Consider the following 24,217-nt stretch of genomic DNA (forward strand, 5'->3'; position numbering starts at 1 on the left):
ATAGTATTGACCATAGGGCTAATTATTCCGATATTTATCGGAAACTGTTTAAAATCAAATTAAATACGTCTCGTGCAGTTTTTGTATATCCCGTATGAGAAAGGGAACCGCATAATCTCTAAATGGTACAATGTGTGAATCAAGAGTCTCAAAGAGATTGATATAAGAATGTACAAAAGAGACAACAAAGACTTGTTGCTCAAAATTTAAGGTGTTAAAAGACATCTTCAGGTCGTCCTGACCTTCAACAACTAATTGCTTATCTGAACAGCAGGAATCATCCGGAACTTCACTTTGACAATCATTTTTGGATAGTTGTTTATCCATTCCGCAAGTTTCAACGTGCCCAAATAAAGAAGAATCCACTAAAGTATCGCCACAGTAATGACTATCAATAGTAAAAGAAACTGTTGACAATAGCACGATAAGTGCCAAACAAACGGATGATATTTTATGAAAAACTTTTTTCATTAATGTTGCAAATTTATAAAAAATTTATCTCAATTTGTTTATTTAACAATTTTTTTTGATTTATCAATGTTTATTTTGCACGAAACCGCTTAAATATTATTTGCAAATAAAATTCTTTTGCAGCTTCCTTTATATGATATAAATCATAGTTCTGTTGAACTTTTAGAATTATATTTGTACTGATTAATTTTGTTGTTTTTTTGTAAAAAACTGATAATAAAATAATTGAACAGTTGAATTTTATTTTCCAAAATCCTTTAATGTTAATCAAAATTTATTAATTTTATAGTGTGAAATCTTTTTTTACTAAAATACTGTCCTTCTTTTTAGCAGTTTTTATACTGTTTTCCACCACATCCTTTACGGTAAATATGCACTTTTGCTGTAATAAAATGGTGGATTTGGCTTTTTTTAGTAAAGCAGAATCTTGTATGGAGACTGCACAGAAAAAAGATAATAATTCCAAGCAATGTACTACAATACAAGAGAAAGACTGTTGCGATAATAAGACCATCTTGAAAGAAGGAGATGACACCTTCAAGAAGGCCAATACAATTTCAGAGATTGAAACTTTAGTTTTCTTAAACAACTTCGTCTATTCTTATATCAACCTTTTTGAAGGTTTAGAGAAAAACACAGTTTCTTTTAAGGCTTATAGGCCACTTTTGCTATCCACAGACCTTGTAATCCTCAACGAGTCCTTTTTAATTTGATTTTCTACTTCGCAGGTTAAAATTAATCTGCATTGCCTCTATAGCCAATATTTCACTTCTGGCTAACATTTGTTGTACCCAATTCTCAACAACACTATTAACCTTGTACTATTAAGAAAATTCAAACTATTTGGCAAAATGCCTAATAGCAATACATCGATTATTATGAAAGGACCCAAAGAATTTTGGATTAAGAATATGGTCTGTAGCCGCTGCTTAAAAGTTATTAAGCAAGAACTACAAGAATTGGGAGTTACTGTGCTTTCATTAGAATTAGGAAGATTATTGGTAGAAGCACCAAAAAAAACCAGCAATGAAATTGTCGAAGCTGTTACAACTGTGCTTCACGCTAATGATTTTGAAATTGTACAAAAAGAAGAAGAAATGCTCGTAGAAAGAATGAAAGTCATTCTAATAGAACAATTGCAAGAGTTACCATTACATATTAAGGTAAAAACATCTGAACTATTGGCTTCAAGACTTCATAAAGATTACAAGACATTGAGCAGATTGTTTTCAGCAAATCAACAGACAACCATTGAAAAGTACTTTATCAAATTAAAAATAGAAAAAGTCAAAGAGCTCATTCAGCTTAAACAACATTCCTTTTCAGATATAGGATATTTATTGGACTACAGTAGTGTCAACCACCTGTCTAGACAGTTTAAGGAAGTGGTGGGAATGAGTATGACCGATTACAAAAACACAGGAAATTGGAAACGGAATTTCTATGATGAAATTATATAGATATCAACGAAAGTTATGCAGACAAAAGCTTAAGGCAATGGTTAATTTCATCAAATTAAATTAAACAAAATGAAAAAACTACTTATCACATTAGTATTAATTCCCTTTATAGGAATTGCACAAACCTTTGAAAATTTAGACTACATCTCGCCTTTTAGCAATGGCGTCGCTGCCATTAAAAAAGGGTACGAATGGGGTTTTATTGACCCAGAAGGAAATTTAATCGTTGATTTTCGAAATGATTTGGTGGCAACCAAAACAGACAATGCAAGCTACCCTATATTCAGTAACGGAAAATGCCTGATTGCAAACCAAAAAGATGGCGTGCTCTATTATGGCTATATCGATAAAACTGGAAAAACTGTCATCACTCCACAATTCCTCAATGCCAACAACTTTCAATATGGCAAAGCCTTGGTGTTAAAAGTTGAAAAAGAAACCATTGGCTATAATGACATTTTCAAAAAAGACGTGGTAAACTACCATTATTTTGAGCTTGTTATAGATGAGAATGGTAATACCATTGACCATTTAACGCAATTGGCCATTCACGTCTCGCCAAAAGATAAGAATGATAAAAATCCACCTGCCATCACATCAAAATTGATTTCGGAAAATTTGGTGGCAGTTAAAGGTAATAATAAGAAGTGGCGTATAAAAAAAATCTAATAATATTGAAAATACACATAACATATAAGAAATTCAAAAAGATTATAACCTTTTTAAAATCTGCGAATTAATAGTTGATAATCCATTCCCTCAACTATAAACATTTAGATTGTTGGGAATGGGTTTATAAAAATTAAAATAAATGTTTAACTCAAAAAATAAATTATGAAAACACTACTAATTGTTTTATCGGCAGTTGGGCTTTTAAGCTTAAACAGTTGCAAACAAGAAACAAACACTCAGGCACTAATGGAAAACCCTGAAACTCGCACAGAAGTTTTTAATGCCATTTCCAAAAATCACGACTATATGACCGAATTTATGGAAAGTATGCACGACAACCAACACGCAATGCAAATGATGCAGGGCAACAAAAAAATGATGAGCTCAATGATGCAAGGAGAAGGAATGCAAATGATGATGAAAGACAGTACAATGATGCACTCAATGATGGACGGAATGATGAATGACGGCAAAATGATGGGCACTATGATGAAAATGATGCACGAAAAAGGGATGATGAGCGAAGACTGTATGGAATCCTGCTCAAAGATGATGGGCGAAAAAGGAATGGATATGCAGGGTATGGACAAGATGGACGATATGGATAGTCCAACCAAAGGTGAGCATACCGAGCATCATTAATTTTAACTTTTAAAATAAACAACAATGAAAAATAATCACTGGATATGGATGGTCATCGGTTGTGGATTACCATTACTGTTTATCTTTTTTGCACCATCATTAGGTATAGGAAGCAGTTCGTCTCTATTCATCTTCATCCTCTTTATGTTTGCTTGTCACTTATTTATGCCTCACGGTTCACATCGCCACGGTGGGCACAATCATTCACAGAATAGACAAAGAGAAAACGAACACGGTAAAGATGTTTCAAAAACAGAACCAAAAGATGAACACAAAGGGCATCATCACCATTAAATACTAAATGATGAAACAAAAATTTCAAATAAGCGGAATCAGCTGCGGTGGATGTGTATCAAGAGTAAAAAAGACTTTAGAAGAACATCCCAATATAGAAAAAGCAGAGATCTTTTTGGCACCAAAAGGTGCTGCACTTATCACGATGAATGAAGCACTTTCTGTTGCCGAATTACAAAAGCAACTTGATGGGCTCAATGGTTATACAATTACAGAATTAAATTAACAACAACTTAAAACCAAAAATTATGCATTTTTACGAAGGACATTTTGGAGGTATGCACCTAATATGGTGGATTATATGGATTATTTTATTGGCTTGGATATTCTTTATCCCAGCAGATATCCCTTATCAAAAAACAAAGAAGGACAGCCCACTGGATATTCTTAAAAACCGCTTTGCAAAAGGCGAAATATCCAAGGAAGAATTTGAGGAATCAAAAAAGATATTAAAATCAGACAACTAACTCAAAACTTTAAAATTATGTATCGATTAAACGTAAAAAAACTCGGATTTGCTTTCGGTCTTACGGGGGCACTAATTTACTTAGGCTGTATGATAGTTATGTCAACAGCAGGTCGAGAAGCCACTATCGATTTTTTCAACAGCCTATTGCACGGTTTAGATACCACAAGCATTATCAGGATGGATGTGCCACTATGGGAAGCTGGTTTGGGAATAGTACAGATATTCATTTTAGGATGGCTAATAGGTGCCTGTATTGCGGCTTTTTATAATGCGCAAATAAAAGTCAAAAAATAAGAGAGTAAAATAAAATTTATGCAATATGTCTGGTTCATATGGTCTCTTATAATTCTTGCTCTTTGGGCAATAATCTATTTGTCAAAAAAGGGGTATAGAAAAGAAATGCTCAAAATGAGCCTTATCACTATGCCCTTTGGCCTAACAGAACCCTTGTTTGTTCCAGAATATTGGTTTCCACCTTCCCTATTCCATTTAGCGGAAAGAACAGGTTTTGATATTGAGAGCCTTATCTTCTCTTTTGCTATTGGCGGAATAGGGACGGTATTGTATAATCTGATATTCAAAAAAGGCTATATAGATATGCCTCATACCGAACGGAGCCACCAAAGACATAAGCTACATATTTATTTACTTTTTGTTCCAGCCATTGTATTTGTCATATTTAGTCTTTTCACCACGCTTAACCACATCTATTGTGGCATCATTGCAATGTTTTTTGGTGGTTTGGCAACATTGTACTGTCGCCCAGATTTAAAAGGAAAGATATGGGTTGGAGGAATCTTGTTTACCATACTGTACTTCATTTATTTCGGAAGCATCCTTCCGTTTTATCCGCAATATGTGGAGCTGTACTGGAATCTGGACAACCTGACCCATATTCTTGTTTTGGGAATCCCAATTGAAGAGTTACTGTTCGCTTTCACCTTTGGTATGTATTGGTCTGGATTATATGAACACTTGTATTGGAGAAAACTTATAAAATCGAAAGAAATGTCAACCAACTAAAACATTCAAATTATGAAAATATTATTGGCCATAGATGGTTCAGATTTCAGTAAAGTAGCCATTCACGAACTTAAGAAAATGACTTTATCCTCAAATAGTGAAATTCATATTATAAATGTTTATGAAGTTCCGAAAACAACCGGCCTGGGATTGCATACTATGGGCGGCAGGATAGGAAATTACATAGAAGAAATTAGAAGTAACGCTCAAAAATTGGGAAACAAAATCGTTTCAGAAGCTTTCGATAAAATCAAGGCCGAAAACAAGGCACTTTCCATAACCACAAGTGTTGTTAGTGGCCTGCCCAAAAGTACTATTTATGAAAAAGCAGAAGATTGGGGTGCAGATTTAATCGTAGTAGGCTCTCAGGGTCACGGTGCACTTTCACGCTTAGTATTGGGCTCTGTATCCCAATATTTGACCACAAATGCCAAATGTTCAGTACTCATTGCAAGAGATAGAAATAAAAAATGAAAGAAAAGCAAACACATAGCATTCCGTTGGAATCCACCTGTAAGATAACAGATGAGATATGTCTTCCCGATACTAAATTACCTCGTGTGGTTATCGTTGGTGGAGGATTTGCAGGTTTGGCATTGGTTGAGAAACTGAAACACAAAGAAGTTCAAGTGGTTTTACTCGATAAAAATAACTTCCATCAGTTTCAGCCTTTATTATATCAAGTGGCAACGAGTGCCCTGGAGCCTGACAGTATTGTATTTCCATTCAGAAAACAAATCAATGGCTATAAAAATGTTTTCTTTCGTTTGGCTGAAGTTGAGGAAATTCAACCTGATTCAAATACTATATTGACCAATAAGGGAAGTGTTTCTTATGACTATTTAGTGTTGGCTACTGGCACGACCACCAATTTCTTTGGGATGGATTCTGTGGCCGAAAATAGTTTGGGGATGAAGGATATTCGCGATTCCCTCAACATCCGTCATATGATGTTGCAAAATTTGGAACAGGCAGCTATTACTTGTGATGATAAAGAACGCGACGCGCTGACAAATTTTGTAATAGTAGGTGGTGGTCCAGCAGGCGTAGAAATGGCAGGAGCTTTGGCAGAGTTTTGCAAATACATCCTTCCCAAAGATTACCCAGAGTACCCTTCTTCCATTATGAATATTTATCTAATAGAAGCCATTGATGAGTTGTTAGGCACAATGTCAGACAAGGCATCATCGAAAACCCTCAAATATTTAGAGGATTTGAATGTAAAGGTATTATTAAATGAAGCTGTAAGCAATTATGACGGCAACGAAGTCACTACCAAAAGTGGTAAGACCATTTTGGCTAAAAATCTTATCTGGACGGCTGGCGTAAAAGGACAATTCCCAAATGGTATTGATGAAAAACACATAGTCAGGGGCAACCGGATTAAAACCGATGCTAATTTAAAAGTAGAAGGCTACGAAAACATTTTTGCCATAGGCGATATAGCTGCGCTTATTTCTGAAGAAAGACCCAAAGGGCATCCACAGGTGGCGCAGGCAGCAATTCAACAAGGAAAATATCTGGGTAATTCTATATTAAACCTCATAAATAATAAACCCACACAACCTTTCGAATATAAAGACAAAGGCTCCTTGGCCACTGTAGGAAAACGCAAGGCAGTTGCCGATTTGGGCAAATTTAAATTTGCAGGCTATTTCGCCTGGTTGCTGTGGTCCGTTGTTCACTTGATGTCCATAAGTGGATTTAGAAATAGATTGATGGTTGGTTTTAATTGGGCGGTAAGTTATTTCACTTATGAAAAGAGCAACCGCCTGATTATTAGAAACTTTAAACCGAAATCTTCGATTAAAAACAGGGAAAAATAATTTTGAAATGAAAAACACCACAGATAAAAATAATAAGCTTTCCTTATTAGGTTCCATATCTCTTGGTACAGGCGTAATGATTGGTGCTGGCATATTTGTCCTTATGGGGCAAATAGCAGAGTTGGTGGGTGATCTATTTCCCATTGCATTTATTGCAGGTGCTGTTGTGGTGGGTTTTAGCTCATATTCCTATGTCAAGTTTTCAAATGCTTTTCCATCGTCTGGAGGTGTGGTTAAATTCCTTAACAAATCCTATGGACCTGGAACAACAACAGGGTTTTATTCTTTGCTGATGTACGTATCAATGGTAGTTTCCGAAAGTCTGGTGGCGGGCACTTTTGGAGCATATACGTTGAGACTATTTCCCGAGTCCTATGCAGGTTATGCCTCTACCCTGGGTGTTGGGCTAATTGTTGTTGCTTATATAGTGAACATCCTGGGCAATAAGGTTATTGGTGCCACCGCGACATTTACCGCTATTATAAAGGTAGTGGGAATAGCAATTTTAGCTATTGCCGGCCTTGCAATTTCAGGTTTTGCCGATATTACGGGAAACTATATTCCCAAAAATACTGAGACATTACCACAAGGCTTCGGATTTGTGGCCGCTTTGGCGTTATCTATCCTTGCTTATAAAGGCTTTACCACTATCACGAACCAAGGGGCCGATATTAAAAACCCGCATAAAAATCTTGGTAGGTCTATCGTGTTTTCCATACTTATCTGCACACTGATATATGTAGCCTTGGCATTAGCTGTTGCGGGAGGTTTAAGCATTCCTGAAATAATCGAAGCTAAAGATTATGCCCTTGCAGCCGCCGCAAAACCTGTTTTTGGGGAATGGGGTTCCTGGATTACCATTGGCATTGCCATTATTGCCACGGTTTCTGGGGTCATTGCCAGTATCTTTTCCTCTTCACGCTTGTTGGCAATGCTCAGCAATATGAAACAGGTGCCTTCTTTAACCAAACTTGGTAGCTTAAAAAATCCAGCACTAATATTCACGTCTTCCCTCGCCATTTTACTGACCGTGCTTTTCGATTTGACAAGGATAGCATCCATTGGGGCTATTTTTTACCTTATTATGGATATCGCTATCCATTGGGGGCTGTTCCGTCACCTTAAAAACAAAGTGGTTTTTCAGCCTATCATCCCATTAATAGCCATCGTATTGGACATTGCGGTATTGGCAGCTTTTCTTTATATAAAATATCTGAACGATCCTTTGGTGCTTATCGTAGCAGCGATTGGGATTGTTCTAATACTTGTTGCAGAACGCCTTTTTATGATTTCACACACAGACGATGAAGGTAATATGCCAATGGGAATGGAAACTACGAACAATAAAACATAATTAATAAAAATCAATTTATATGAAAAATATAGCAGTTATAGGATACGGAGTCATTGGAAAAAGGGTGGCAGATGCCATCAACTTACAAAACGATATGAAGCTTTCGGGAGTATGTGATATCATTAGCGACTGGCGAATTCAAAATGCCGTAAGAAAGGAATACGACATTTATGCAGCAACTAAAGATGCTGCTGATAAAATGAAATCTGAAGGGATTTCGGTAAAAGGCGATATGCAGGAACTTTTAAAGAAATCAGATCTTGTTGTGGACTGTACACCCAAAAAAATTGCCGCTCAGAATGTCGTTATCTACAAGGAGCAAAACATCAAATTTATTCTACACGGTGGCGAAAAACACGAAACCACAGGGCATTCCTTTAGTGCAGAAAATAATTACAAATCAGCTCTAAACTTGAATGCGACAAGAGTAGTTTCCTGTAATACTACGTCTATTTTAAGAACCTTGACCGCTTTAAAAAGAGCCGATTTATTGGATTATGCCAGAGGTACACTTTTAAGAAGAGCTACAGACCCTTGGGAAAGTCATTTGGGTGGTATTATGAATACGATGGTTCCCGAAAAAGATATCCCAAGCCATCAAGGTCCGGATGCTAAAAGTGTTGACCCAGAACTGGATGTCATCACCGCAGCAGTAAAAGTACCGCAAACCTTAAGCCATCTGCACTATTGGAATGTGAAATTGAAAAAACAGGCGACAAAGCAAGAAGTGCTAAATGCTTTCAAAACGTCCAGCCGTATTAAATTGATTCAATATGACCAAGGTCTGGTTTCTAACAATACCATTAAGGAAATGTTCTTGGATATGGGAAGGCCTTGGGGCGATATGTACGAAGTAGCACTATGGGAAGATATGCTGAAGGTACAGGGAGACGAACTCTTTTATGCCTACGTGGTCGATAACCAAGCTATTGTAATCCCGGAAACAATTGATGCTATTAGGGCTTTAACTGGAATTGAAACAGATGGTACAAAATCCATAGCCAAAACAAATGAAAGTTTAGGAATCCATTAAATACTATCAAAATGAAAACAGACAAGAATATAGTAGAACTTTTAGGAGAAAAAGCAGACTTTTATTTAGAACACGTTTGTGAAAAAATAACAAAGGATGAATTGCAAGTGCCAAGCAAAAATAGTTTAGAAAAAGTATTTGGCAGTAGCAACAGAAATCCGCAGGTGCTTCGAAGTCTTTCACAATTGTACAACAACGGAAATCTGGGAGGTACAGGCTATTTAAGTATCCTTCCTGTGGACCAAGGTATTGAGCATAGCGCGGCCTTTTCATTCTATAAAAACCCAGATTATTTCGACCCAGAGAACATTATAAAACTCGCCCTTGAGGCCGGTTGTAATGGGGTGGCTTCCACGTTTGGGGTTTTGGGTTTGAATGCCCGAAAATATGCCCATAAAATCCCTTTTATCGTTAAGATTAACCACAATGAACTGCTTACCTACCCGAACAAATATGACCAAACACTCTTTGGTAAGGTAAAAACCGCTTGGGATATGGGAGCAATTGCCGTAGGAGCTACGATTTATTTTGGTTCAGCGGAAAGTAACAGACAACTCAAAGAAATAGCAGAGGCTTTTGAAGAAGCTCATAATCTTGGTATGGCTACCATTTTATGGTGCTATACACGAAATGAAGCTTTTAAAACCGATAAAGAAGATTATCACGCATCGGCCGATGTAACCGGACAAGCCAATCATATTGGAGTAACGATACAGGCAGATATCATCAAACAAAAATTACCAACCAATAATTTTGGTTTCAAAGAGATAGGATTTGGAAAATATGATGATGAAATGTATAAAACCCTTACCACAGACCACCCTATTGACCTTTGCAGGTTGCAAGTAGCCAATTGCTATATGGGTAAAATAGGGCTGATTAATTCAGGTGGTGGTTCCAAAGGCAAATCAGATTTGTCCGAAGCTGTAACAACTGCCGTCATCAATAAAAGGGCTGGTGGCTCTGGGCTGATAATGGGAAGAAAAGCATTTCAAAAGCCCTTTAGCGAAGGCGTGAAAGTATTACAATCTGTTCAGGAAGTTTATTTGGACGATAAAATTAGTATAGCATAATCAACAGAATGTTTGACACAGAGATAAAATCATTAAAATCACTTAACCACTACCTCCTTAAACTGGTAGAAAGCCGTCTATGGCTTAAAGTAATCATTGCTTTGTTGTTAGGTGTTGGATTTGGTCTGTTATTGAGTCCACAAAATGGATGGATTTCTAAAGAAACAGCAGATATCGCGGGGAATTGGCTGGCATTGCCCGGTGTACTATTTCTGAAACTGGTTCAAATGATTATGATTCCGTTGATTGTGGCTTCCATCATCACAGGAATCGCAAGTAATGATAAGGACAGTTTAAAAAAATTAGGTGGTGGTGTTTTACTATATTTTTTGGGCACAACAATAGTTTCGGTTAGCATTGGTACGATACTATCCCAAATTTTTAGACCGGGTCGTTTTCTTCATCAACAAGCACTAAAAGAGCATAATGAAATTACGGCAGTTTCAACTGATGAACCCGAGCTTTCCTTCGGAGTTGAAACGATTCCTGATGCCATCTCAAACCTGCTTCCTGAAAATCCATTGGCATCTATGGTAAGTGGTGAAATGTTAAGTATTGTGATTTTCACAATCATTATTGGTGTAGCTGTGCTATCTCTTGAAAATGATTTACTGCGCCCAGTAAAGCTGCTTCTAAGTGCCATTCAGGAAGTCTGTATGACGGTGGTAAAATGGTCTATGTTATTAGTCCCTATTGCTGTTTTCGGACTTATGGCACAGCTTACCTCTAGTGTTGGTTTGAGTTCTCTATCTGGCCTCACCTACTATGTGGGTGTCGTCTTGCTCGGTCTGTTATTCTTAGTAATTTTCTATTTAGGGCTAATTGTGCTTCTTGGAAAAGCAAACCCTATGCATTTCTTAAAAAAAATAAGGGACGTTCAATTATTGGCCTTTTCAACCACAAGCTCTGCGGCCGTGATGCCACTTTCCCTTCAAACAGCCGAAGAAAAATTAAAGGTGGACAAGACCATTAGCAATTTTATCATTCCCATTGGCGCAACCGTCAATATGGATGGTACTGCACTTTATCAAACGATAACAACCCTTTTTATAGCCCAAGCCTATGGACTGGAAATGAGTTTACTCAATATTATTGTGGTCATTGTAACTATCGTTGCTGCTTCAATCGGCACACCTGCCATTCCCGGAGGTGGTGTGGTGATACTCGCTTCTGTTTTGGGAAGTGTTGGTATCCCAGCCGAAGGCATCATCATTATTATTGGTGTAGAAAGATTGTTGGGAATGTTCAGGACTGCTGTAAACGTAACGGGTGACCTTACAGCTTGTATGGTTTTTAATAGGTTGTATGGTATAAAAAACATTGAAATTCTTAAAAAAGAAGCTTTATAACTATGGATAGTACTATAAAACATATAGGTGTATTTACCTCTGGAGGTGATAGTCCAGGGATGAATGCAGCCTTGTACGCCATTACAAAAACGGCTGAAGTAAATGGTATAAACGTAAGCGGCTTTCGAAAAGGATATGAAGGATTGATAGACGGTGACTTGGTTCAATTAAAATCACACGAATTACAAAAACTGACCCAAAAGGGTGGCACTATCCTTAAGACAGCCCGAAGCAAACGTTTTCTCGAACTGGAAGGTCGAAAAAAAGCCTTGCAAACTCTAAATGTAAACAAAATAGACGCTTTAATTGCCATTGGTGGTGATGGTACATTTAAAGGATTACTTGCTTTTTCAGAGATATGCGATATCCCATTCATAGGGATTCCCGGAACTATTGATAACGATATTTCGGGTACGGATTACACCCTTGGTTTTGATTCTGCAGTTAACACAGCCATTGAAAATATTGATAAAATAAGGGATACTGCCGAATCCCATAACCGTGTGTTCATTGTTGAAGTAATGGGAAGGGATTCGGGTTACATCGGTATTCATTCTGGATTGATGGTTGGTGCGGACGCCATATTAATTCCGGAGAGCGGTACGGACTTTATTAACCTTTTGGGTAAGGTGAAAAATTACGATAGCGAGGATGCTTTTCTAATCGTAGTTTCTGAAGGTGACGAAATTGGTGCCGAACTTGTTTCTTCAAAAATAAAGGAAGTCAATCCCAATGTCGATTTACGCATAACAAAGCTTGGCCACATACAGCGAGGTGGAAATCCTTCTGCTTTGGATAGAATGTTGGGCATAAGGCTTGGGGTGGAAGCCGTAAAATCGCTTTTACAAAGTAAAAAGAATGTAATGATCGGGATTTTAAACAATCAATTGCACTTAACCCCTTTTAATGAGGTGGTCAAGCAACATCAGGTCAATAAAGAATTGCACGAACTTTTAGAACTATTTGGAACATAAATTATGAAAACAACAATATACAGCACACATAAATTCGATAAGCCTTCCATTGAAAACGCTAATAAAGGAAAACATCAATTGAATTTTCTGGAATTTAGGCTAACAAAGGAAACCGCCTTATTGGCAGAAGGTTCAAAGGCCATAGCACTTTTCTCAAGTGACGATGCCTCTTCGGAAGTTTTGGATATTTTACACAAACTAGGCATAAAATTTATCGCATTACGTTCGGCAGGTTTCAATCACGTCGATTTAGAAAAAGCAGCTGAATTGAATATAAAAGTGGCCCGTGTCCCAGCCTATTCACCTTATGCCATTGCAGAACATACAATGACTTTGATACTTGCATTAAACCGAAGACTGATTAAAGCCCACAATAGAGTGCGCGAACAAAACTTTTCATTAAACGGTCTCACTGGTTTTGACCTAAATGGGAAAACCGTTGGCGTGATTGGAACAGGAAAAATAGGGTCTGTACTCGTAAAAATACTTCACGGATTCGGCTGCAATATTCTTGCCCAGGATATAGAAGAAAGCAAAGACCTAATTGATAAATATGGCGTAATCTATTCAGATTGTGCGACGCTCTGTAAGCACGCAGATATAATAAGCCTGCACGTGCCATTAAAAGCTTCAACAAAACATTTAATAAATAAAGAGCATATAGCACTAATGAAATCTGGAGTAATGCTCATCAATACAAGTCGTGGTGGGTTGGTGGACACCAAGGCAGTTATCGAAGGATTGAAAACTAAAAAAATAGGGTATTTAGGACTGGATGTTTATGAGGAAGAAGAAGGATTGTTCTTTGAAGACCATTCCGATGACATTTTGCAAGACGATGTGATTGCACGCTTAATGACTTTCAACAATGTACTAATTACAAGCCATCAAGCTTTTTTAACCAAAACCGCATTGACCAATATTGCAGAAACAACCATATATAATCTGGATTGTTTTGAAAAACAAAAACCTTCTGGAAATGAAATTAGCATTAATTAATAGTTAAAAACAAATATTATGAAAAACATACTCGTACCAACAGACTTTTCAAAAAATTGCAATAAAGCAGAAGAACTCGGAATTGAAATGGCAAAGCTTTACAATTCCGAAATCCATTTTTTCCATTTGATGAAAACCCCGGTAGAATGGGTAAAGTTGGATAAACAAAAAGAAAAACAGCACCCAGAAACAGTAAAGCAAATAGGCATCGCAAAAGCCTACCTGAGAGAACTGGAGAAAAAAGCAGAACGACAAGGCCTTGAATGCAGGACTTTTCTTAAATTTGATGGTGGTCAGGCAAATATCCTTAAACATTCGGGTCATTTTCATCACGATTTTATAGTTACGGGAAGTAGTGGCACCCGAGGCGGTATACGTGAGTTAATGGGAAGCAACGTAGAAAAAATTGTTAGGAAAGCTGATGTACCAGTTGTTGTAGTCAAGGATGAAGAAGTATCCTTTCCTTTTAAGGATATCGTTTTTGTTTCAGATTTTCTTCAAGATGTAAGCGATGCATTTAAGCAAGTTATTTCGATTGCTGAAAAATGCGGCGCACATATCCATTTATTGAGGGTCAATACTCAGACCGATTTTAACAGTATAGAACAAGGGTTGGATCCCATCAAGGAGTTCCTGAAAAAATTCCCCGATTTGGATAACTTCTCAATGAATGTATATAACGAACCAGACGTAGAAACAGGGATAAACAATTATTTACGATATAAAAATGCCGATTTAATCGCAATGTGTACTCACGGACGTACAGGCTTTTTAAGCTTATTCTCTAAAAGCATCGCAGAGGGTGTAACCAATCACTCCGAATTACCAGTAATGACTATTAAAATGTAACAATGAATAAATCAGTCTTAATAAAAAAATACTCTGGTGAGTACGAAGCCTTTGATGTAAACAAACTCATCAACTCCCTGCGGCGTTCACGGGCAGATGAGGATATTATTCAAGATATAGCCCGGAAAGTACAAGAGCAGATTGAAGAAGGAATGACAACCAAAAAAATCTATCAGTTGGCTTTCAAGATGCTAAAACGAAAATCTAGGGTAAGTGCCTCAAAGTACAAGCTCAAAAAAGCTTTAATGGAACTAGGTCCAACCGGTTTTCCATTTGAAAAATTAGTAGGCAAACTATTGGCACACGAAGGTTTTGATACAGAAGTTGATGTTATTGTCCAAGGTAATTGTGTTCAACACGAAATAGATGTGATAGCGCAAAAAGACAATAATCATTATATGATTGAATGCAAATACCATAGCGATCAAGGCCGAGTTTGCAACGTGAAGATTCCATTATACATCAATTCAAGATTTTTAGATGTAGAAAAAAATTGGGAACGCCAAAAAGGTCACGATACTAAACTTCACAAAGGAGGCGTCTATACAAATACACGATTTACAAGTGATGCGGTACAATATGGTAAATGCGTTGGGCTATTATTGACAAGTTGGGATTACCCAATGGATAACGGGTTAAAAGACAGAATAGATAAGTCGGGGCTACATCCATTAACAGCAATAACAACGCTTACTAAGGCCGAAAAAACGAAATTATTGGATAAAGGTCTTGTGCTCTGCAAAGAGCTTCACGAAAACCCAAAAGTTTTAGAACAAGTAGGAGTGCCAAAGTCAAGGCACAAAAAGATTCTCGAAGATTCAAGAGAACTATGTAGAATTCAATAAAGCACTACATACATTTTTAATTTAAAAATAGAACAAATGAAAACAGATGAACTGAAAGAAAAGGACAGTATAGATTTAGAGCCATTTTACCAAGCATTGGAAGATGACTCTAAACTACTTGAAGAAGCCCTTGAGATATTATTGGAAATGGTTCACTTTGAACCTAAATCAGTAAAGAAATTGGCTCTTTTTATTAAAGAGGATTCTCGTAATCTATATAAAGAAATAGTGGAATTGAGCAAATCAAAACAAGATAAAGGAAATACACCTTCTTGCTGTGGTGGACTCTAAATAAATACTATAAAGATGGATAACAATAAAATAAATATTCACTTTTTAGGTGCAGCAGGTACGGTAACCGGCTCAAAATATTTAGTGGACACAGGAGATAAAAAGATACTCATAGACTGCGGACTTTTTCAAGGGTTAAAAGAATTACGCCTTAAAAACTGGGAGTATCCACCCGTTAATGTTGCTGATATTGACGCTGTTTTGCTTACCCACGGCCATATGGACCATACAGGATATTTGCCGAGATTGGTAAAGCAAGGTTTCAAAGGGCCCATTTACGGCACCAATCCCACCTTGGACATCGCAAAAATCATATTGAATGATAGTGCCAAAATACAAGAACAGGAAGCCGAACGTGCCAATAAAGAGGGCTATTCCAAACACAGTCCCGCGGAACCACTTTACGATTTAAATGATGTAGAAAAAACAATCCCTTACTTCAAAGGAGTACCACCCTCGCAATGGTTACCCATTCTCAAAGATGTGAAAGCGAGGTTTCAATACAACGGACACATCCTTGGTGCCACATACATTGAGTTAGATTTACGCGGAAAACGTTTCGTGTTTTCTGGCGATATAGGCAGAACAAACGATTTATTACTGTTTCCGCCATTAAAGCCAAAAAAGGCAGATGTATTATTTATTGAATCCACCTACGGAGGAAGATTTCATCGTGATGAAGTAGAAGCACTTCCACAAATTGAAAAATTGGTCAATGAAACCATTAATAGAGGTGGCAGCTTATTTGTCCCAAGTTTTTCGGTAGAACGCGCCCAATTGATGATGCTTATTTTTTGGAGGTTACTCAAGGAGAACAAAATCCCCAAAGTACAAATGATTATGGATAGTCCAATGGGTGCCAACGTATTGGAACTGTTTCATAGAACTCGGGATTGGCACAGATTGGAAGACAACGAATGTGACGAAATGTGCTCACACTTTACAGTTGTTAGCAGTTATCGTGAAACAATGGAATTAAGAACAGATTACAAACCAAAAATCGTGATTGCAGGAAGCGGAATGCTCACAGGGGGAAGAATGCTAAACTATCTTGAAACACAGGCACAAAATCCAAATAACACCTTACTTTTTGTAGGATATCAAGCTGAAGGCACTCGTGGCAGAAAATTATTGGAAGGTGAAAAAGAACTAAAAGTATATGGAAAATGGGTGCCGTTTAAAATGCAAGTAGTAGAAATTGAAGGGCTTTCGGCACACGCAGACCACGCAGAACTTATGGACTGGATGGATAAGATAAAAAACAAACCCGAACGTATTTTCATTGTACACGGTGAAAAAGAGAGTGCAGAAGCATTGCAAAAAGGCATCAAGGAAACCTATGGGTGGGATGCAGAAATTCCGCAATTATACACCATCGAAGAAATAGAATAAATCGAAAAATCACAACAACCAATAAAATATGGACACACACTCAAACATATTAAAATATAAACATCTCGGAATCTATACCCAAAACGAAAATGTAGTGTATATGCGCGAAGATTGCCACGTCTGTATTTCAGAAGGGTTTGAGGCACTTACCCGAATAAGAATATCCAATGCAAATACATCAATCGTAGCAAGTCTTAATGTCCTGAATTCTGATATTCTGTTGCCTAATGAAATCGGACTATCAGATGCTGCTGCGAAAAAACTCAATGTTTCCCCAAACGATACATTATATGTTTCCCATTTAGAGCCTATTGAATCCTTAAGCCACGTCAGGGCAAAAATCTATAACAAAAAACTGGATTATAAGGCCTATAACAACATCATAACCGATATCGTGGAAGGCGATTATTCCAACATCCACCTTTCGGCATTTATTACTGCCTGTGCTGGCGACCGAATGGATATTGATGAAATATCCGACCTAACGAAAGCAATGATTGCTTCCGGAAAGCAACTGAACTGGAACAAGGATATCGTGGTCGACAAACATTGTATTGGCGGATTGCCTGGCAATAGGACAACACCATTGGTAGTTGCCATTGTTGCCGCGTATGGGCTTACTATGCCAAAAACATCCTCACGGGCAATCACTTCGCCAGCAGGCACAGCAGATACAATGGAAGTACTGACCAATGTTACGCTCTCTTCCGAGGAAATAAAGACCGTAGTAGAAAAAGAAGGCGGATGTTTTGTTTGGGGCGGTACAGCGCAGTTAAGTCCTGCCGATGATGTGCTCATTAAAATTGAAAAAGCCTTGGATATTGATAGCGAAGGTCAGCTCATCGCTTCAGTACTCTCTAAAAAGGCAGCAGCTGGTTCTACTCACGTGGTCATTGATATTCCCGTGGGAGAAACCGCCAAGGTTCGCAGTACCGAAATGGCAGAAAAACTAAAAAATCATATGGAAACCGTTGGAACTGCTGTTGGGTTGAATGTAAAAGTTGTAGTTACGGATGGCACGCAGCCTGTTGGAAGGGGTATCGGTCCAACTTTAGAAGCCATAGATATATTAAAAGTTTTGAAAAATGAGGAAGATGCACCTAAAGACTTAACAGAAAGAGCATTGCTTTTAGCTACTGAACTATTAGAACTTTCTGGAAAAGTAGAAAAAGGAAAGGGACAGGAAACCGCACATAAAATTCTCAAATCTGGAAAAGCATATGAAAAATTCGTAGCCATTTGTAAGGCGCAAGGTCAATTTTCAAAACCAGTTTTAGCACCTTATAAAATTGAAATTAAAGCTGAAAAGTCAGGCGTTTTGCAACGAATTGATAACCGTAAAATTGCAAAACTGGCCAAGCTTTCTGGAGCACCACAATCTAAATCGGCAGGGATTCTTCTAAATGTGCATTTGGGAGAACAAATCGAAGAGAACCAACTGCTTTATACCATATATGCTGAATCCAAAGGTGAACTTAATTATGCCTTGGAATATGAAAACAACCATAACGACATCATAACTATAAATTAAAGAACATACTATGAAAACAATATTATTCAGTCTTCCCGGAAATGAAGAACTCACAGAACTAATGGCTACAAAAATGGATGCTGAAGTGGGTCAAGCCACATTAAGGAAATTCCCTGACGGGGAATCATACACGCGCATATTGTCTGATGTTAAAGATAAATGTGTGGTACTGGTATGCACCTTGCACGAACCGGACGAAAAACTGTTGTCACTATATTTTTTAAGCCACACAGCCAAATCATTAGGAGCTATGTGTACCTGTTTGGTAGCACCCTATTTGGCGTATATGCGGCAGGACAAAGTATTTAATGAAGGAGAAGGAGTGACTTCCGGTTTCTTCGGAAAATTGATTTCTGGTTTCGCCGATAGCATTACCACAGTTGACCCTCACTTGCACAGAATTAGTTCGTTGGGAGAAGTGTATCAAATTCCAAATAAAGTGATTCACGCTGCCGACGCAATTTCAGAATGGATTAAAGAAAATATCGAAAACCCGGTACTTATCGGACCTGATTCTGAAAGTGAACAATGGGTATCAGAAGTCGCCAAAAATGCAGGAGCACCATTTACGGTATTACAAAAGGTGCGTCACGGTGACCGTGATGTAGAAGTCTCTGTTCCCGATGTGGATATATATAAAGATGCTACACCCATTTTGGTAGATGATATTATTTCCACAGCCCGAACAATGATTGAAACCGTACAACATCTTAAAAAAGCAGGAATGAAACCACCTATTTGTGTAGGCATTCACGCCGTTTTTTCAAGAAACGCCTATCAAGATTTATTGGATTCCGGAGTAGAAAAAATAGTGACTTGTAATACCATCCCACACTCTTCAAATGGAATAGATTTAAGTGATATTATGGCAAAAGAGGTAAAAAAATTAATGCACCATATATGAGAAAACAAGGCTTTATAGTACTAATCACTTTATTCAGCATCACAATGACTGGACAAACTGAAATGCTCATTGGGCAGATTTCAGGCAGAGTTGTTATTCGGGAAAACTTTGATGAAAATGGTTCTTTTTTAAATAAACAAACTTTCAAAGCCAGTGAAACAATAAAGAAAAATGGATACTATGAAATTGAGGTAGTTACGGAATTGTTTGATAAAGACAAAAAATTGACCGATAAATACACCACAACCTATCGTTGCAAGCCTGATGAAGCAAGTGTAGTGGTAATGGCTTTCCCGTTTTCCAATCCAAAATCAAAGAAAACAGAAATCAACACCACTTCAAAGAAATTTAAAGAACTATACAATTTGGATAATCTGAAAAATATTGAATTGGAAATGAGTTTTGACTCGGGCTTGTTGAATTTTTTCGGTTCAAAAAGCATCATAAAAATTTACGATCGAAAATTAGAAGCTGGCAAAAACACTATTAAATCAAAAATAAATATTAAGGCCTATGCCTGGGGTATTCGCATCAAGCAATTCAATTATACTGTTATTGAAAAATTAAATGAAAAAGGATTATTGACTTTTCAGAAATTTTCAGAAGCAGATAACAGCTATTTTACAATAAACTATAAATAAAGACAGATGAAAAATTACGATACACTTTCTGAAGCCATAAACGATTTACAGGGAAATGGCTATACATATGATTTTAACCTAAAACCAGAATGTTTGGAGTGTGCCTCACTAAAAATTGAAATACACCCAGAAGATTTTAATGTTGACGAGATGCATCGTTTTGAGGGTATGAGCAGTACCGACGATAATAGTGTGCTTTATGCTATTTCATCAAAAAATGGGATTAAAGGACTTTTGGTAGATGCCTATGGCGTCTATGCCGAAAACATTTCGGAAGCTATGAGAAAAAAATTACGATAACACTTAAACAAGACAATAATGGAAAATCACGAACACCACAATCACGATGAAATGGACCATTCTAAAATGGACCATTCGAAGATGAAACACAAAAAAGAAGACCATTCTAAAATGAACCACAAAGGTGGGGACCATTCGGGTCACAATCCGGGTCACGGTCAAATGGGCCACGACCATCATAAAATGATGATTGCCGATTTCAGGAAACGGTTTTGGGTAACCTTAATCTTGACCATTCCCATCCTCATCATCTCCCCGATGATCCAAGGGTTTATTGGGTATGAGTTCCTGCTTCCCGGAAACCAATATATATTATTTGGCCTTTCTTCTGTAGTGTATTTCTATGGCGGCTGGCCATTTATTACCGGATTTTGGTCCGAAGTTAAAAAAGGTGCACCAGGGATGATGACCCTTATTTCTATGGCCATTACCGTGGCTTACGTTTATAGTTCGGCAACCGTGTTCGGCTTAGAAGGAGTTGATTTTTTCTGGGAACTGGCTACCCTTATCGCTATTATGTTGGTAGGACATTGGATAGAGATGAAAAGCGTCTTGGGAGCATCAAAGGCCTTACAGCTTTTGGTAAGTATGATGCCCGCAGAAGCCCATAGGGTAAAGGGTGATACCATAGAAGATATTCCGTTGGAAGATTTGTTAAAAGATGATGTCATATTAGTAAAACCAGGTGAAAAGGTGCCTGCTGATGGTATTATAACAGAAGGCACCAGCTACCTGAATGAATCTATGCTTACTGGGGAGTCCAAACCAGTTAAGAAAGAAATAGATGATAAGGTTATTGGAGGTTCGGTAAACGGTAATGGCAGCATAAAGGTAAAGGTTGAGCATACAGGAAAGGACAGTTATCTCAACAAGGTGATCACAATGGTTGAAGAAGCACAAAAGTCCAAATCAAAAATGCAAAACCTCTCGGATAGAGCTGCAAAATGGCTTACCTATATCGCATTAGGTATTGGATTTGGCACATTGGCGGTTTGGCTAATTTTAGGCTTCCCTTTTGTGTATGCTTTGGAGCGTATGGTAACGGTAATGATTATTGCGTGTCCGCACGCTTTAGGTCTTGCCATTCCATTAGTGGTCGCTATTTCTACTGCGGTTTCTGCACAGAATGGATTATTGATTAGAAATAGAACAGCTTTTGAAGAATCCCGAAAAATAACGGCATTATTATTCGACAAGACTGGAACATTGACCAAAGGTGATTTTGGTGTAACAAGGGTTGAGTCGGTCAATCAGAAATATCCACCTAAAGAAATTTTGAGGCTTTCAAGTGCATTGGAACAGAGTTCTGAACACCCTATTGCGGTTGGAATAATTAAAAAAGTAAAAGAAGATGAAGTTATTATTCCGAACCCTGAAAACTTTAACGCAATTACCGGTAAAGGAGTCGAGGCGAACGTAGAAGGGAAAGAAATAAAAGTTGTAAGTCCCGGATATTTAAGGGATGAAAAAATAACTATTCCAGAGGATGCCTATAGCGATGCCGCAGAAACTGTTGTTTTTGTCTTGATTGATGGAAAACTGGCAGGATACATAGCATTGGCGGACGAAATTAGACCGGAATCTGCCGATGCCATCAAAATTTTCAAAAAGAATAATATAAAAGTTTTAATGGCTACCGGTGATAATGAAAGAACTGCCAAAGCTGTTAGCGATAAACTCGGCTTGGATGGATACTACGCCGAAGTTTTGCCACATCAAAAAGTGGAAATAGTAAAAGAATTGGAAAGTAAGGGAGAGTTTGTGGCAATGACAGGAGACGGAGTGAACGATGCACCGGCTCTGGCTCAAGCCAATGTAGGTATTGCAGTAGGTTCTGGCACAGACGTAGCCGCTGAAACCGCGGATATTATTTTGGTAAACAGCAACCCACAAGATATTGCTAACTTGATTTTGTTCGGTAAGGCTACATACAATAAAATGATCCAGAACCTTGTTTGGGCAACGGGATACAACGTTATAGCCATTCCGTTAGCTGCTGGAGTGCTTTATTCTACCGGTTTTGTTTTGGGCCCAGCCGTTGGAGCTGTACTTATGAGTTTAAGTACGATTATAGTGGCTATCAATGCGCAATTATTAAAGCGAAAAATCGGTAAAAAATAAATGGACAAAAAAGAAAAACTCAACAGGATATTTTTAATCCTGTTGAGTTTATTTGTAGTGATGTTGGGCTATGGTATTTTATTGCCAACCCTTCCCTACTATACCGAAAGATTAGCTTTAGGAGATAACCTAGATACTGATTCGATTAACTTTCATATTGGTTTTTTGACCAGTATTTATCCGCTCTTCCAGCTTCTTTTCGTTGTACTCTGGGGCAGGCTATCCGATAAATACGGCCGTAAACCCATTATCATTGTTGGGCTAATCGGCTTTGTAATTATGCAATTACTTACCGGTCTTGCTACATCATTGACGATGCTATATGTTGCTCGCATCTTTGGTGGTATTTTCACGTCATCAGTTATTCCAGTTAGCAACGCATATTTGAGCGACATTACTTCTGAAAAACGAAGAACAAAAATAATGGGTTGGTCGGGTGTTGCCATTAGCTCTGGTGTTATTTTTGGCCCTGTCATTGGTGGCTTTCTGTCTCAAACTGACCTTCATTTAAAATATACGATAGGTCTGCTGCATTTAGACCGATTTTCAGTACCCTTTTTGTTTGCCGCTCTTCTAGGACTTATAGTCTTATTTGTAGTAGCAAAATGGTTAAAAAACACCACTCGCGTACATACGTTCACAACACAAAAAGCGAGCTTGCGATTCACATTTACCAAATATTTTGTCGTATTACTGGGTCTGTCGTTTGTCATCCAATTTGTAGTAACGCTGTTTGAAACTGTCTTTTCAATATATGGGAAAGATGAATTAGGATTTAACAGTAACCAAATAGGTATTGGTTTTATGCTATGTGGTTCAATAATGGCTGTTTTACAACCTTTGTTCGCTACTTACGGAGAGAAGTTTTTATCCACAAAGAAACAAATTGCATTAGGGTTGTTTATATCTGGATTATCCTTAATTGTCTTTCCCTTTTTTAAGAATGAATACTTGGTATATGTGTTAATCGTTGTTTTCGCTGCTGGAGGTGCTATGGTAACCCCAAATTTACTTTCTGCGGTCTCATTAATATCAAAGCAAAATACTGGCAGGAACATTTCTATTCAGAGCTCTACTAATAGCGTTGGTCAAATTCTAGGGCCTGTTTTAGGGACTTGGTTACTCGCAGGTGGTTTTTACTACCCTTTTATAATTGCTGGCAGCATTGTCTTGGCTGTTATTGGTTTTTTATTCTTTTTCAAAAATCCACCATAAGAAAATAAGCACATAACCATATTTATTGATAATTAACCCAAATCTAAAGCCCCAAATATTTTGCATAAGCTGATTCATAAAATTTTAGATAATTACAAAGAAGAAATAAAAGCAGTTGAGGAATCTAATCTTAACGATTTCAATAATGTTGAACAAGGTATTTCCATTTCAAGACAATACTTACAGCAATTGCGAGTTTGTGTAAGAGAAAATGAATTTCAAGACAAACAAAATGAAATCATATTCTTTAAAAAACATAAGCCTTATGTTTATAGCAGATTGAAATTTTATGCCAAACTCTACAATTTTTTAATAAACAGACCTGCTGGCACCATAAAATCTCAACAGGAATTTATCGATTCAGAAATAAATAAACTACAAGAAAGCAATCGGCGAAATATAGATTTTATAATAGTACTGATGCGTTTATAAATCGCTGTTATTAAATAAGTTAAGTTGTTCTTTGATATTTTGATTTGCTTTATATTC

29 protein-coding genes are annotated in these 24,217 nt (G+C 37.5%); 28 read left to right on the forward strand and 1 reads right to left on the reverse strand.

All coding sequences use genetic code 11. From position 1 onward, the window contains the following. Positions 1-54 precede the first annotated feature (54 nt). Positions 55-471, reverse strand: a complete 417-nt coding sequence (locus FT986_RS07675) for a hypothetical protein (RefSeq protein WP_147864588.1) — start codon at positions 469-471, stop codon at positions 55-57. A gap of 392 nt (positions 472-863) precedes the next feature. Between FT986_RS07675 and FT986_RS07680 the strand changes: the two genes are divergently transcribed. The 28 genes from FT986_RS07680 (at position 864) to FT986_RS07815 (ending at position 24,160) form a co-directional block, all read left to right on the forward strand. After that, positions 864-1,184: a hypothetical protein gene (locus FT986_RS07680; protein ID WP_147864599.1), complete on the forward strand. Its 321-nt coding sequence runs from the start codon at positions 864-866 to the stop codon at positions 1,182-1,184. Positions 1,185-1,349: 165 nt separating this feature from the next. After that, positions 1,350-1,931, forward strand: coding sequence for an AraC family transcriptional regulator (locus FT986_RS07685; protein WP_040880381.1), 582 nt, complete (start codon positions 1,350-1,352; stop codon positions 1,929-1,931). A 69-nt stretch (positions 1,932-2,000) separates the two neighbouring features. Then, the gene (locus FT986_RS07690; protein ID WP_147864589.1) at positions 2,001-2,600 is read left to right on the forward strand and encodes a WG repeat-containing protein; all 600 of its coding nucleotides are present in this window, start codon (positions 2,001-2,003) and stop codon (positions 2,598-2,600) included. Between the two features lie 165 nt (positions 2,601-2,765). Continuing rightward, the gene (locus tag FT986_RS07695; RefSeq protein WP_008616430.1) at positions 2,766-3,245 is read left to right on the forward strand and encodes a hypothetical protein; all 480 of its coding nucleotides are present in this window, start codon (positions 2,766-2,768) and stop codon (positions 3,243-3,245) included. A 24-nt stretch (positions 3,246-3,269) separates the two neighbouring features. Further along, positions 3,270-3,539 carry a hypothetical protein gene (locus FT986_RS07700; RefSeq protein ID WP_008616429.1) on the forward strand — a complete coding sequence of 90 codons (270 nt, stop codon included), beginning with the start codon at positions 3,270-3,272 and terminating at the stop codon, positions 3,537-3,539. Between the two features lie 10 nt (positions 3,540-3,549). Continuing rightward, positions 3,550-3,765, forward strand: a complete 216-nt coding sequence (locus FT986_RS07705) for a heavy-metal-associated domain-containing protein (protein WP_008991346.1) — start codon at positions 3,550-3,552, stop codon at positions 3,763-3,765. Between the two features lie 22 nt (positions 3,766-3,787). After that, positions 3,788-4,006 (forward strand): SHOCT domain-containing protein, encoded by a 219-nt coding sequence (locus FT986_RS07710; RefSeq protein ID WP_008616427.1) that lies wholly within the window; start codon positions 3,788-3,790, stop codon positions 4,004-4,006. Between the two features lie 17 nt (positions 4,007-4,023). Beyond that, a complete protein-coding gene (locus FT986_RS07715) occupies positions 4,024-4,302 on the forward strand; it encodes a DUF5676 family membrane protein (RefSeq protein ID WP_008616426.1) in 279 nt (92 codons plus the stop codon). Between the two features lie 105 nt (positions 4,303-4,407). Continuing rightward, positions 4,408-5,031, forward strand: coding sequence for a lycopene cyclase domain-containing protein (locus tag FT986_RS07720; protein ID WP_255505933.1), 624 nt, complete (start codon positions 4,408-4,410; stop codon positions 5,029-5,031). 12 nt (positions 5,032-5,043) lie between these two features. Beyond that, entirely contained in the window at positions 5,044-5,505 is a 462-nt protein-coding gene (locus FT986_RS07725; protein WP_147864591.1) for a universal stress protein, read from the forward strand. Then, a complete protein-coding gene (locus FT986_RS07730; RefSeq protein WP_147864592.1) occupies positions 5,502-6,857 on the forward strand; it encodes an NAD(P)/FAD-dependent oxidoreductase in 1,356 nt (451 codons plus the stop codon). Before FT986_RS07725 ends, FT986_RS07730 begins: the two co-directional genes overlap by 4 nt. 7 nt (positions 6,858-6,864) lie before the next feature. Continuing rightward, positions 6,865-8,211, forward strand: a complete 1,347-nt coding sequence (locus FT986_RS07735; RefSeq protein ID WP_008616415.1) for an APC family permease — start codon at positions 6,865-6,867, stop codon at positions 8,209-8,211. A gap of 19 nt (positions 8,212-8,230) precedes the next feature. Then, positions 8,231-9,244: a type II glyceraldehyde-3-phosphate dehydrogenase gene (locus FT986_RS07740; protein WP_008616413.1), complete on the forward strand. Its 1,014-nt coding sequence runs from the start codon at positions 8,231-8,233 to the stop codon at positions 9,242-9,244. An 11-nt stretch (positions 9,245-9,255) separates the two neighbouring features. Then, positions 9,256-10,317 (forward strand): class I fructose-bisphosphate aldolase, encoded by a 1,062-nt coding sequence (locus FT986_RS07745; RefSeq protein WP_147864593.1) that lies wholly within the window; start codon positions 9,256-9,258, stop codon positions 10,315-10,317. A gap of 8 nt (positions 10,318-10,325) precedes the next feature. Then, positions 10,326-11,666: a dicarboxylate/amino acid:cation symporter gene (locus tag FT986_RS07750; protein WP_085767725.1), complete on the forward strand. Its 1,341-nt coding sequence runs from the start codon at positions 10,326-10,328 to the stop codon at positions 11,664-11,666. Positions 11,667-11,668: 2 nt separating this feature from the next. Further along, entirely contained in the window at positions 11,669-12,640 is a 972-nt protein-coding gene (locus FT986_RS07755; RefSeq protein ID WP_085767724.1) for an ATP-dependent 6-phosphofructokinase, read from the forward strand. A gap of 3 nt (positions 12,641-12,643) precedes the next feature. Beyond that, on the forward strand, positions 12,644-13,639 hold the full coding sequence (locus FT986_RS07760; protein WP_147864594.1) for a 2-hydroxyacid dehydrogenase: 996 nt from the start codon (positions 12,644-12,646) through the stop codon (positions 13,637-13,639). An 18-nt stretch (positions 13,640-13,657) separates the two neighbouring features. Then, positions 13,658-14,488 (forward strand): universal stress protein, encoded by an 831-nt coding sequence (locus FT986_RS07765; protein WP_147864595.1) that lies wholly within the window; start codon positions 13,658-13,660, stop codon positions 14,486-14,488. A gap of 2 nt (positions 14,489-14,490) precedes the next feature. After that, a complete protein-coding gene (locus FT986_RS07770) occupies positions 14,491-15,333 on the forward strand; it encodes a restriction endonuclease (protein WP_008616403.1) in 843 nt (280 codons plus the stop codon). 36 nt (positions 15,334-15,369) lie between these two features. Then, on the forward strand, positions 15,370-15,624 hold the full coding sequence (locus tag FT986_RS07775) for a hypothetical protein (protein ID WP_008616402.1): 255 nt from the start codon (positions 15,370-15,372) through the stop codon (positions 15,622-15,624). 15 nt (positions 15,625-15,639) lie between these two features. After that, positions 15,640-17,016, forward strand: coding sequence for an MBL fold metallo-hydrolase RNA specificity domain-containing protein (locus FT986_RS07780; protein WP_008616400.1), 1,377 nt, complete (start codon positions 15,640-15,642; stop codon positions 17,014-17,016). A gap of 28 nt (positions 17,017-17,044) precedes the next feature. Continuing rightward, positions 17,045-18,547 (forward strand): thymidine phosphorylase family protein, encoded by a 1,503-nt coding sequence (locus FT986_RS07785; protein WP_008616398.1) that lies wholly within the window; start codon positions 17,045-17,047, stop codon positions 18,545-18,547. Positions 18,548-18,557: 10 nt separating this feature from the next. Further along, positions 18,558-19,451, forward strand: coding sequence for a ribose-phosphate pyrophosphokinase (locus FT986_RS07790; RefSeq protein ID WP_147864596.1), 894 nt, complete (start codon positions 18,558-18,560; stop codon positions 19,449-19,451). Beyond that, positions 19,448-20,092 (forward strand): hypothetical protein, encoded by a 645-nt coding sequence (locus tag FT986_RS07795; protein ID WP_008616394.1) that lies wholly within the window; start codon positions 19,448-19,450, stop codon positions 20,090-20,092. The genes FT986_RS07790 and FT986_RS07795 overlap by 4 nt, the downstream gene beginning before the upstream one ends. 6 nt (positions 20,093-20,098) lie before the next feature. Then, positions 20,099-20,392, forward strand: coding sequence for a hypothetical protein (locus FT986_RS07800; protein ID WP_008616393.1), 294 nt, complete (start codon positions 20,099-20,101; stop codon positions 20,390-20,392). Positions 20,393-20,410: 18 nt separating this feature from the next. Continuing rightward, on the forward strand, positions 20,411-22,513 hold the full coding sequence (locus tag FT986_RS07805; RefSeq protein ID WP_008991330.1) for a copper-translocating P-type ATPase: 2,103 nt from the start codon (positions 20,411-20,413) through the stop codon (positions 22,511-22,513). Then, entirely contained in the window at positions 22,514-23,728 is a 1,215-nt protein-coding gene (locus FT986_RS07810) for an MFS transporter (protein ID WP_008991329.1), read from the forward strand. A gap of 60 nt (positions 23,729-23,788) precedes the next feature. After that, positions 23,789-24,160: an RteC domain-containing protein gene (locus tag FT986_RS07815; protein WP_255505934.1), complete on the forward strand. Its 372-nt coding sequence runs from the start codon at positions 23,789-23,791 to the stop codon at positions 24,158-24,160. The last annotated feature ends 57 nt before the right edge of the window (positions 24,161-24,217 follow it).

The organism is Mesonia sp. K4-1 (assembly GCF_008017825.1).
Lineage (GTDB): Bacteria > Bacteroidota > Bacteroidia > Flavobacteriales > Flavobacteriaceae > Mesonia.

Coding starts and splice junctions, on each gene's coding strand:
- FT986_RS07810 (WP_008991329.1), top strand. CDS start 22,514: ATGGACAAAAAAGAAAAACTCAACAGGATATTTTTAATCCTGTTGAGT.
- FT986_RS07710 (WP_008616427.1), top strand. CDS start 3,788: ATGCATTTTTACGAAGGACATTTTGGAGGTATGCACCTAATATGGTGG.
- FT986_RS07735 (WP_008616415.1), top strand. CDS start 6,865: ATGAAAAACACCACAGATAAAAATAATAAGCTTTCCTTATTAGGTTCC.
- FT986_RS07690 (WP_147864589.1), top strand. CDS start 2,001: ATGAAAAAACTACTTATCACATTAGTATTAATTCCCTTTATAGGAATT.
- FT986_RS07700 (WP_008616429.1), top strand. CDS start 3,270: ATGAAAAATAATCACTGGATATGGATGGTCATCGGTTGTGGATTACCA.
- FT986_RS07765 (WP_147864595.1), top strand. CDS start 13,658: ATGAAAAACATACTCGTACCAACAGACTTTTCAAAAAATTGCAATAAA.
- FT986_RS07745 (WP_147864593.1), top strand. CDS start 9,256: ATGAAAACAGACAAGAATATAGTAGAACTTTTAGGAGAAAAAGCAGAC.
- FT986_RS07770 (WP_008616403.1), top strand. CDS start 14,491: ATGAATAAATCAGTCTTAATAAAAAAATACTCTGGTGAGTACGAAGCC.
- FT986_RS07705 (WP_008991346.1), top strand. CDS start 3,550: ATGAAACAAAAATTTCAAATAAGCGGAATCAGCTGCGGTGGATGTGTA.
- FT986_RS07785 (WP_008616398.1), top strand. CDS start 17,045: ATGGACACACACTCAAACATATTAAAATATAAACATCTCGGAATCTAT.
- FT986_RS07695 (WP_008616430.1), top strand. CDS start 2,766: ATGAAAACACTACTAATTGTTTTATCGGCAGTTGGGCTTTTAAGCTTA.
- FT986_RS07775 (WP_008616402.1), top strand. CDS start 15,370: ATGAAAACAGATGAACTGAAAGAAAAGGACAGTATAGATTTAGAGCCA.
- FT986_RS07725 (WP_147864591.1), top strand. CDS start 5,044: ATGAAAATATTATTGGCCATAGATGGTTCAGATTTCAGTAAAGTAGCC.
- FT986_RS07730 (WP_147864592.1), top strand. CDS start 5,502: ATGAAAGAAAAGCAAACACATAGCATTCCGTTGGAATCCACCTGTAAG.
- FT986_RS07790 (WP_147864596.1), top strand. CDS start 18,558: ATGAAAACAATATTATTCAGTCTTCCCGGAAATGAAGAACTCACAGAA.
- FT986_RS07800 (WP_008616393.1), top strand. CDS start 20,099: ATGAAAAATTACGATACACTTTCTGAAGCCATAAACGATTTACAGGGA.
- FT986_RS07675 (WP_147864588.1), bottom strand. CDS start 471: ATGAAAAAAGTTTTTCATAAAATATCATCCGTTTGTTTGGCACTTATC.
- FT986_RS07720 (WP_255505933.1), top strand. CDS start 4,408: ATGCTCAAAATGAGCCTTATCACTATGCCCTTTGGCCTAACAGAACCC.
- FT986_RS07795 (WP_008616394.1), top strand. CDS start 19,448: ATGAGAAAACAAGGCTTTATAGTACTAATCACTTTATTCAGCATCACA.
- FT986_RS07805 (WP_008991330.1), top strand. CDS start 20,411: ATGGAAAATCACGAACACCACAATCACGATGAAATGGACCATTCTAAA.
- FT986_RS07780 (WP_008616400.1), top strand. CDS start 15,640: ATGGATAACAATAAAATAAATATTCACTTTTTAGGTGCAGCAGGTACG.
- FT986_RS07750 (WP_085767725.1), top strand. CDS start 10,326: ATGTTTGACACAGAGATAAAATCATTAAAATCACTTAACCACTACCTC.
- FT986_RS07740 (WP_008616413.1), top strand. CDS start 8,231: ATGAAAAATATAGCAGTTATAGGATACGGAGTCATTGGAAAAAGGGTG.
- FT986_RS07685 (WP_040880381.1), top strand. CDS start 1,350: ATGAAAGGACCCAAAGAATTTTGGATTAAGAATATGGTCTGTAGCCGC.
- FT986_RS07680 (WP_147864599.1), top strand. CDS start 864: ATGGTGGATTTGGCTTTTTTTAGTAAAGCAGAATCTTGTATGGAGACT.
- FT986_RS07715 (WP_008616426.1), top strand. CDS start 4,024: ATGTATCGATTAAACGTAAAAAAACTCGGATTTGCTTTCGGTCTTACG.
- FT986_RS07760 (WP_147864594.1), top strand. CDS start 12,644: ATGAAAACAACAATATACAGCACACATAAATTCGATAAGCCTTCCATT.
- FT986_RS07755 (WP_085767724.1), top strand. CDS start 11,669: ATGGATAGTACTATAAAACATATAGGTGTATTTACCTCTGGAGGTGAT.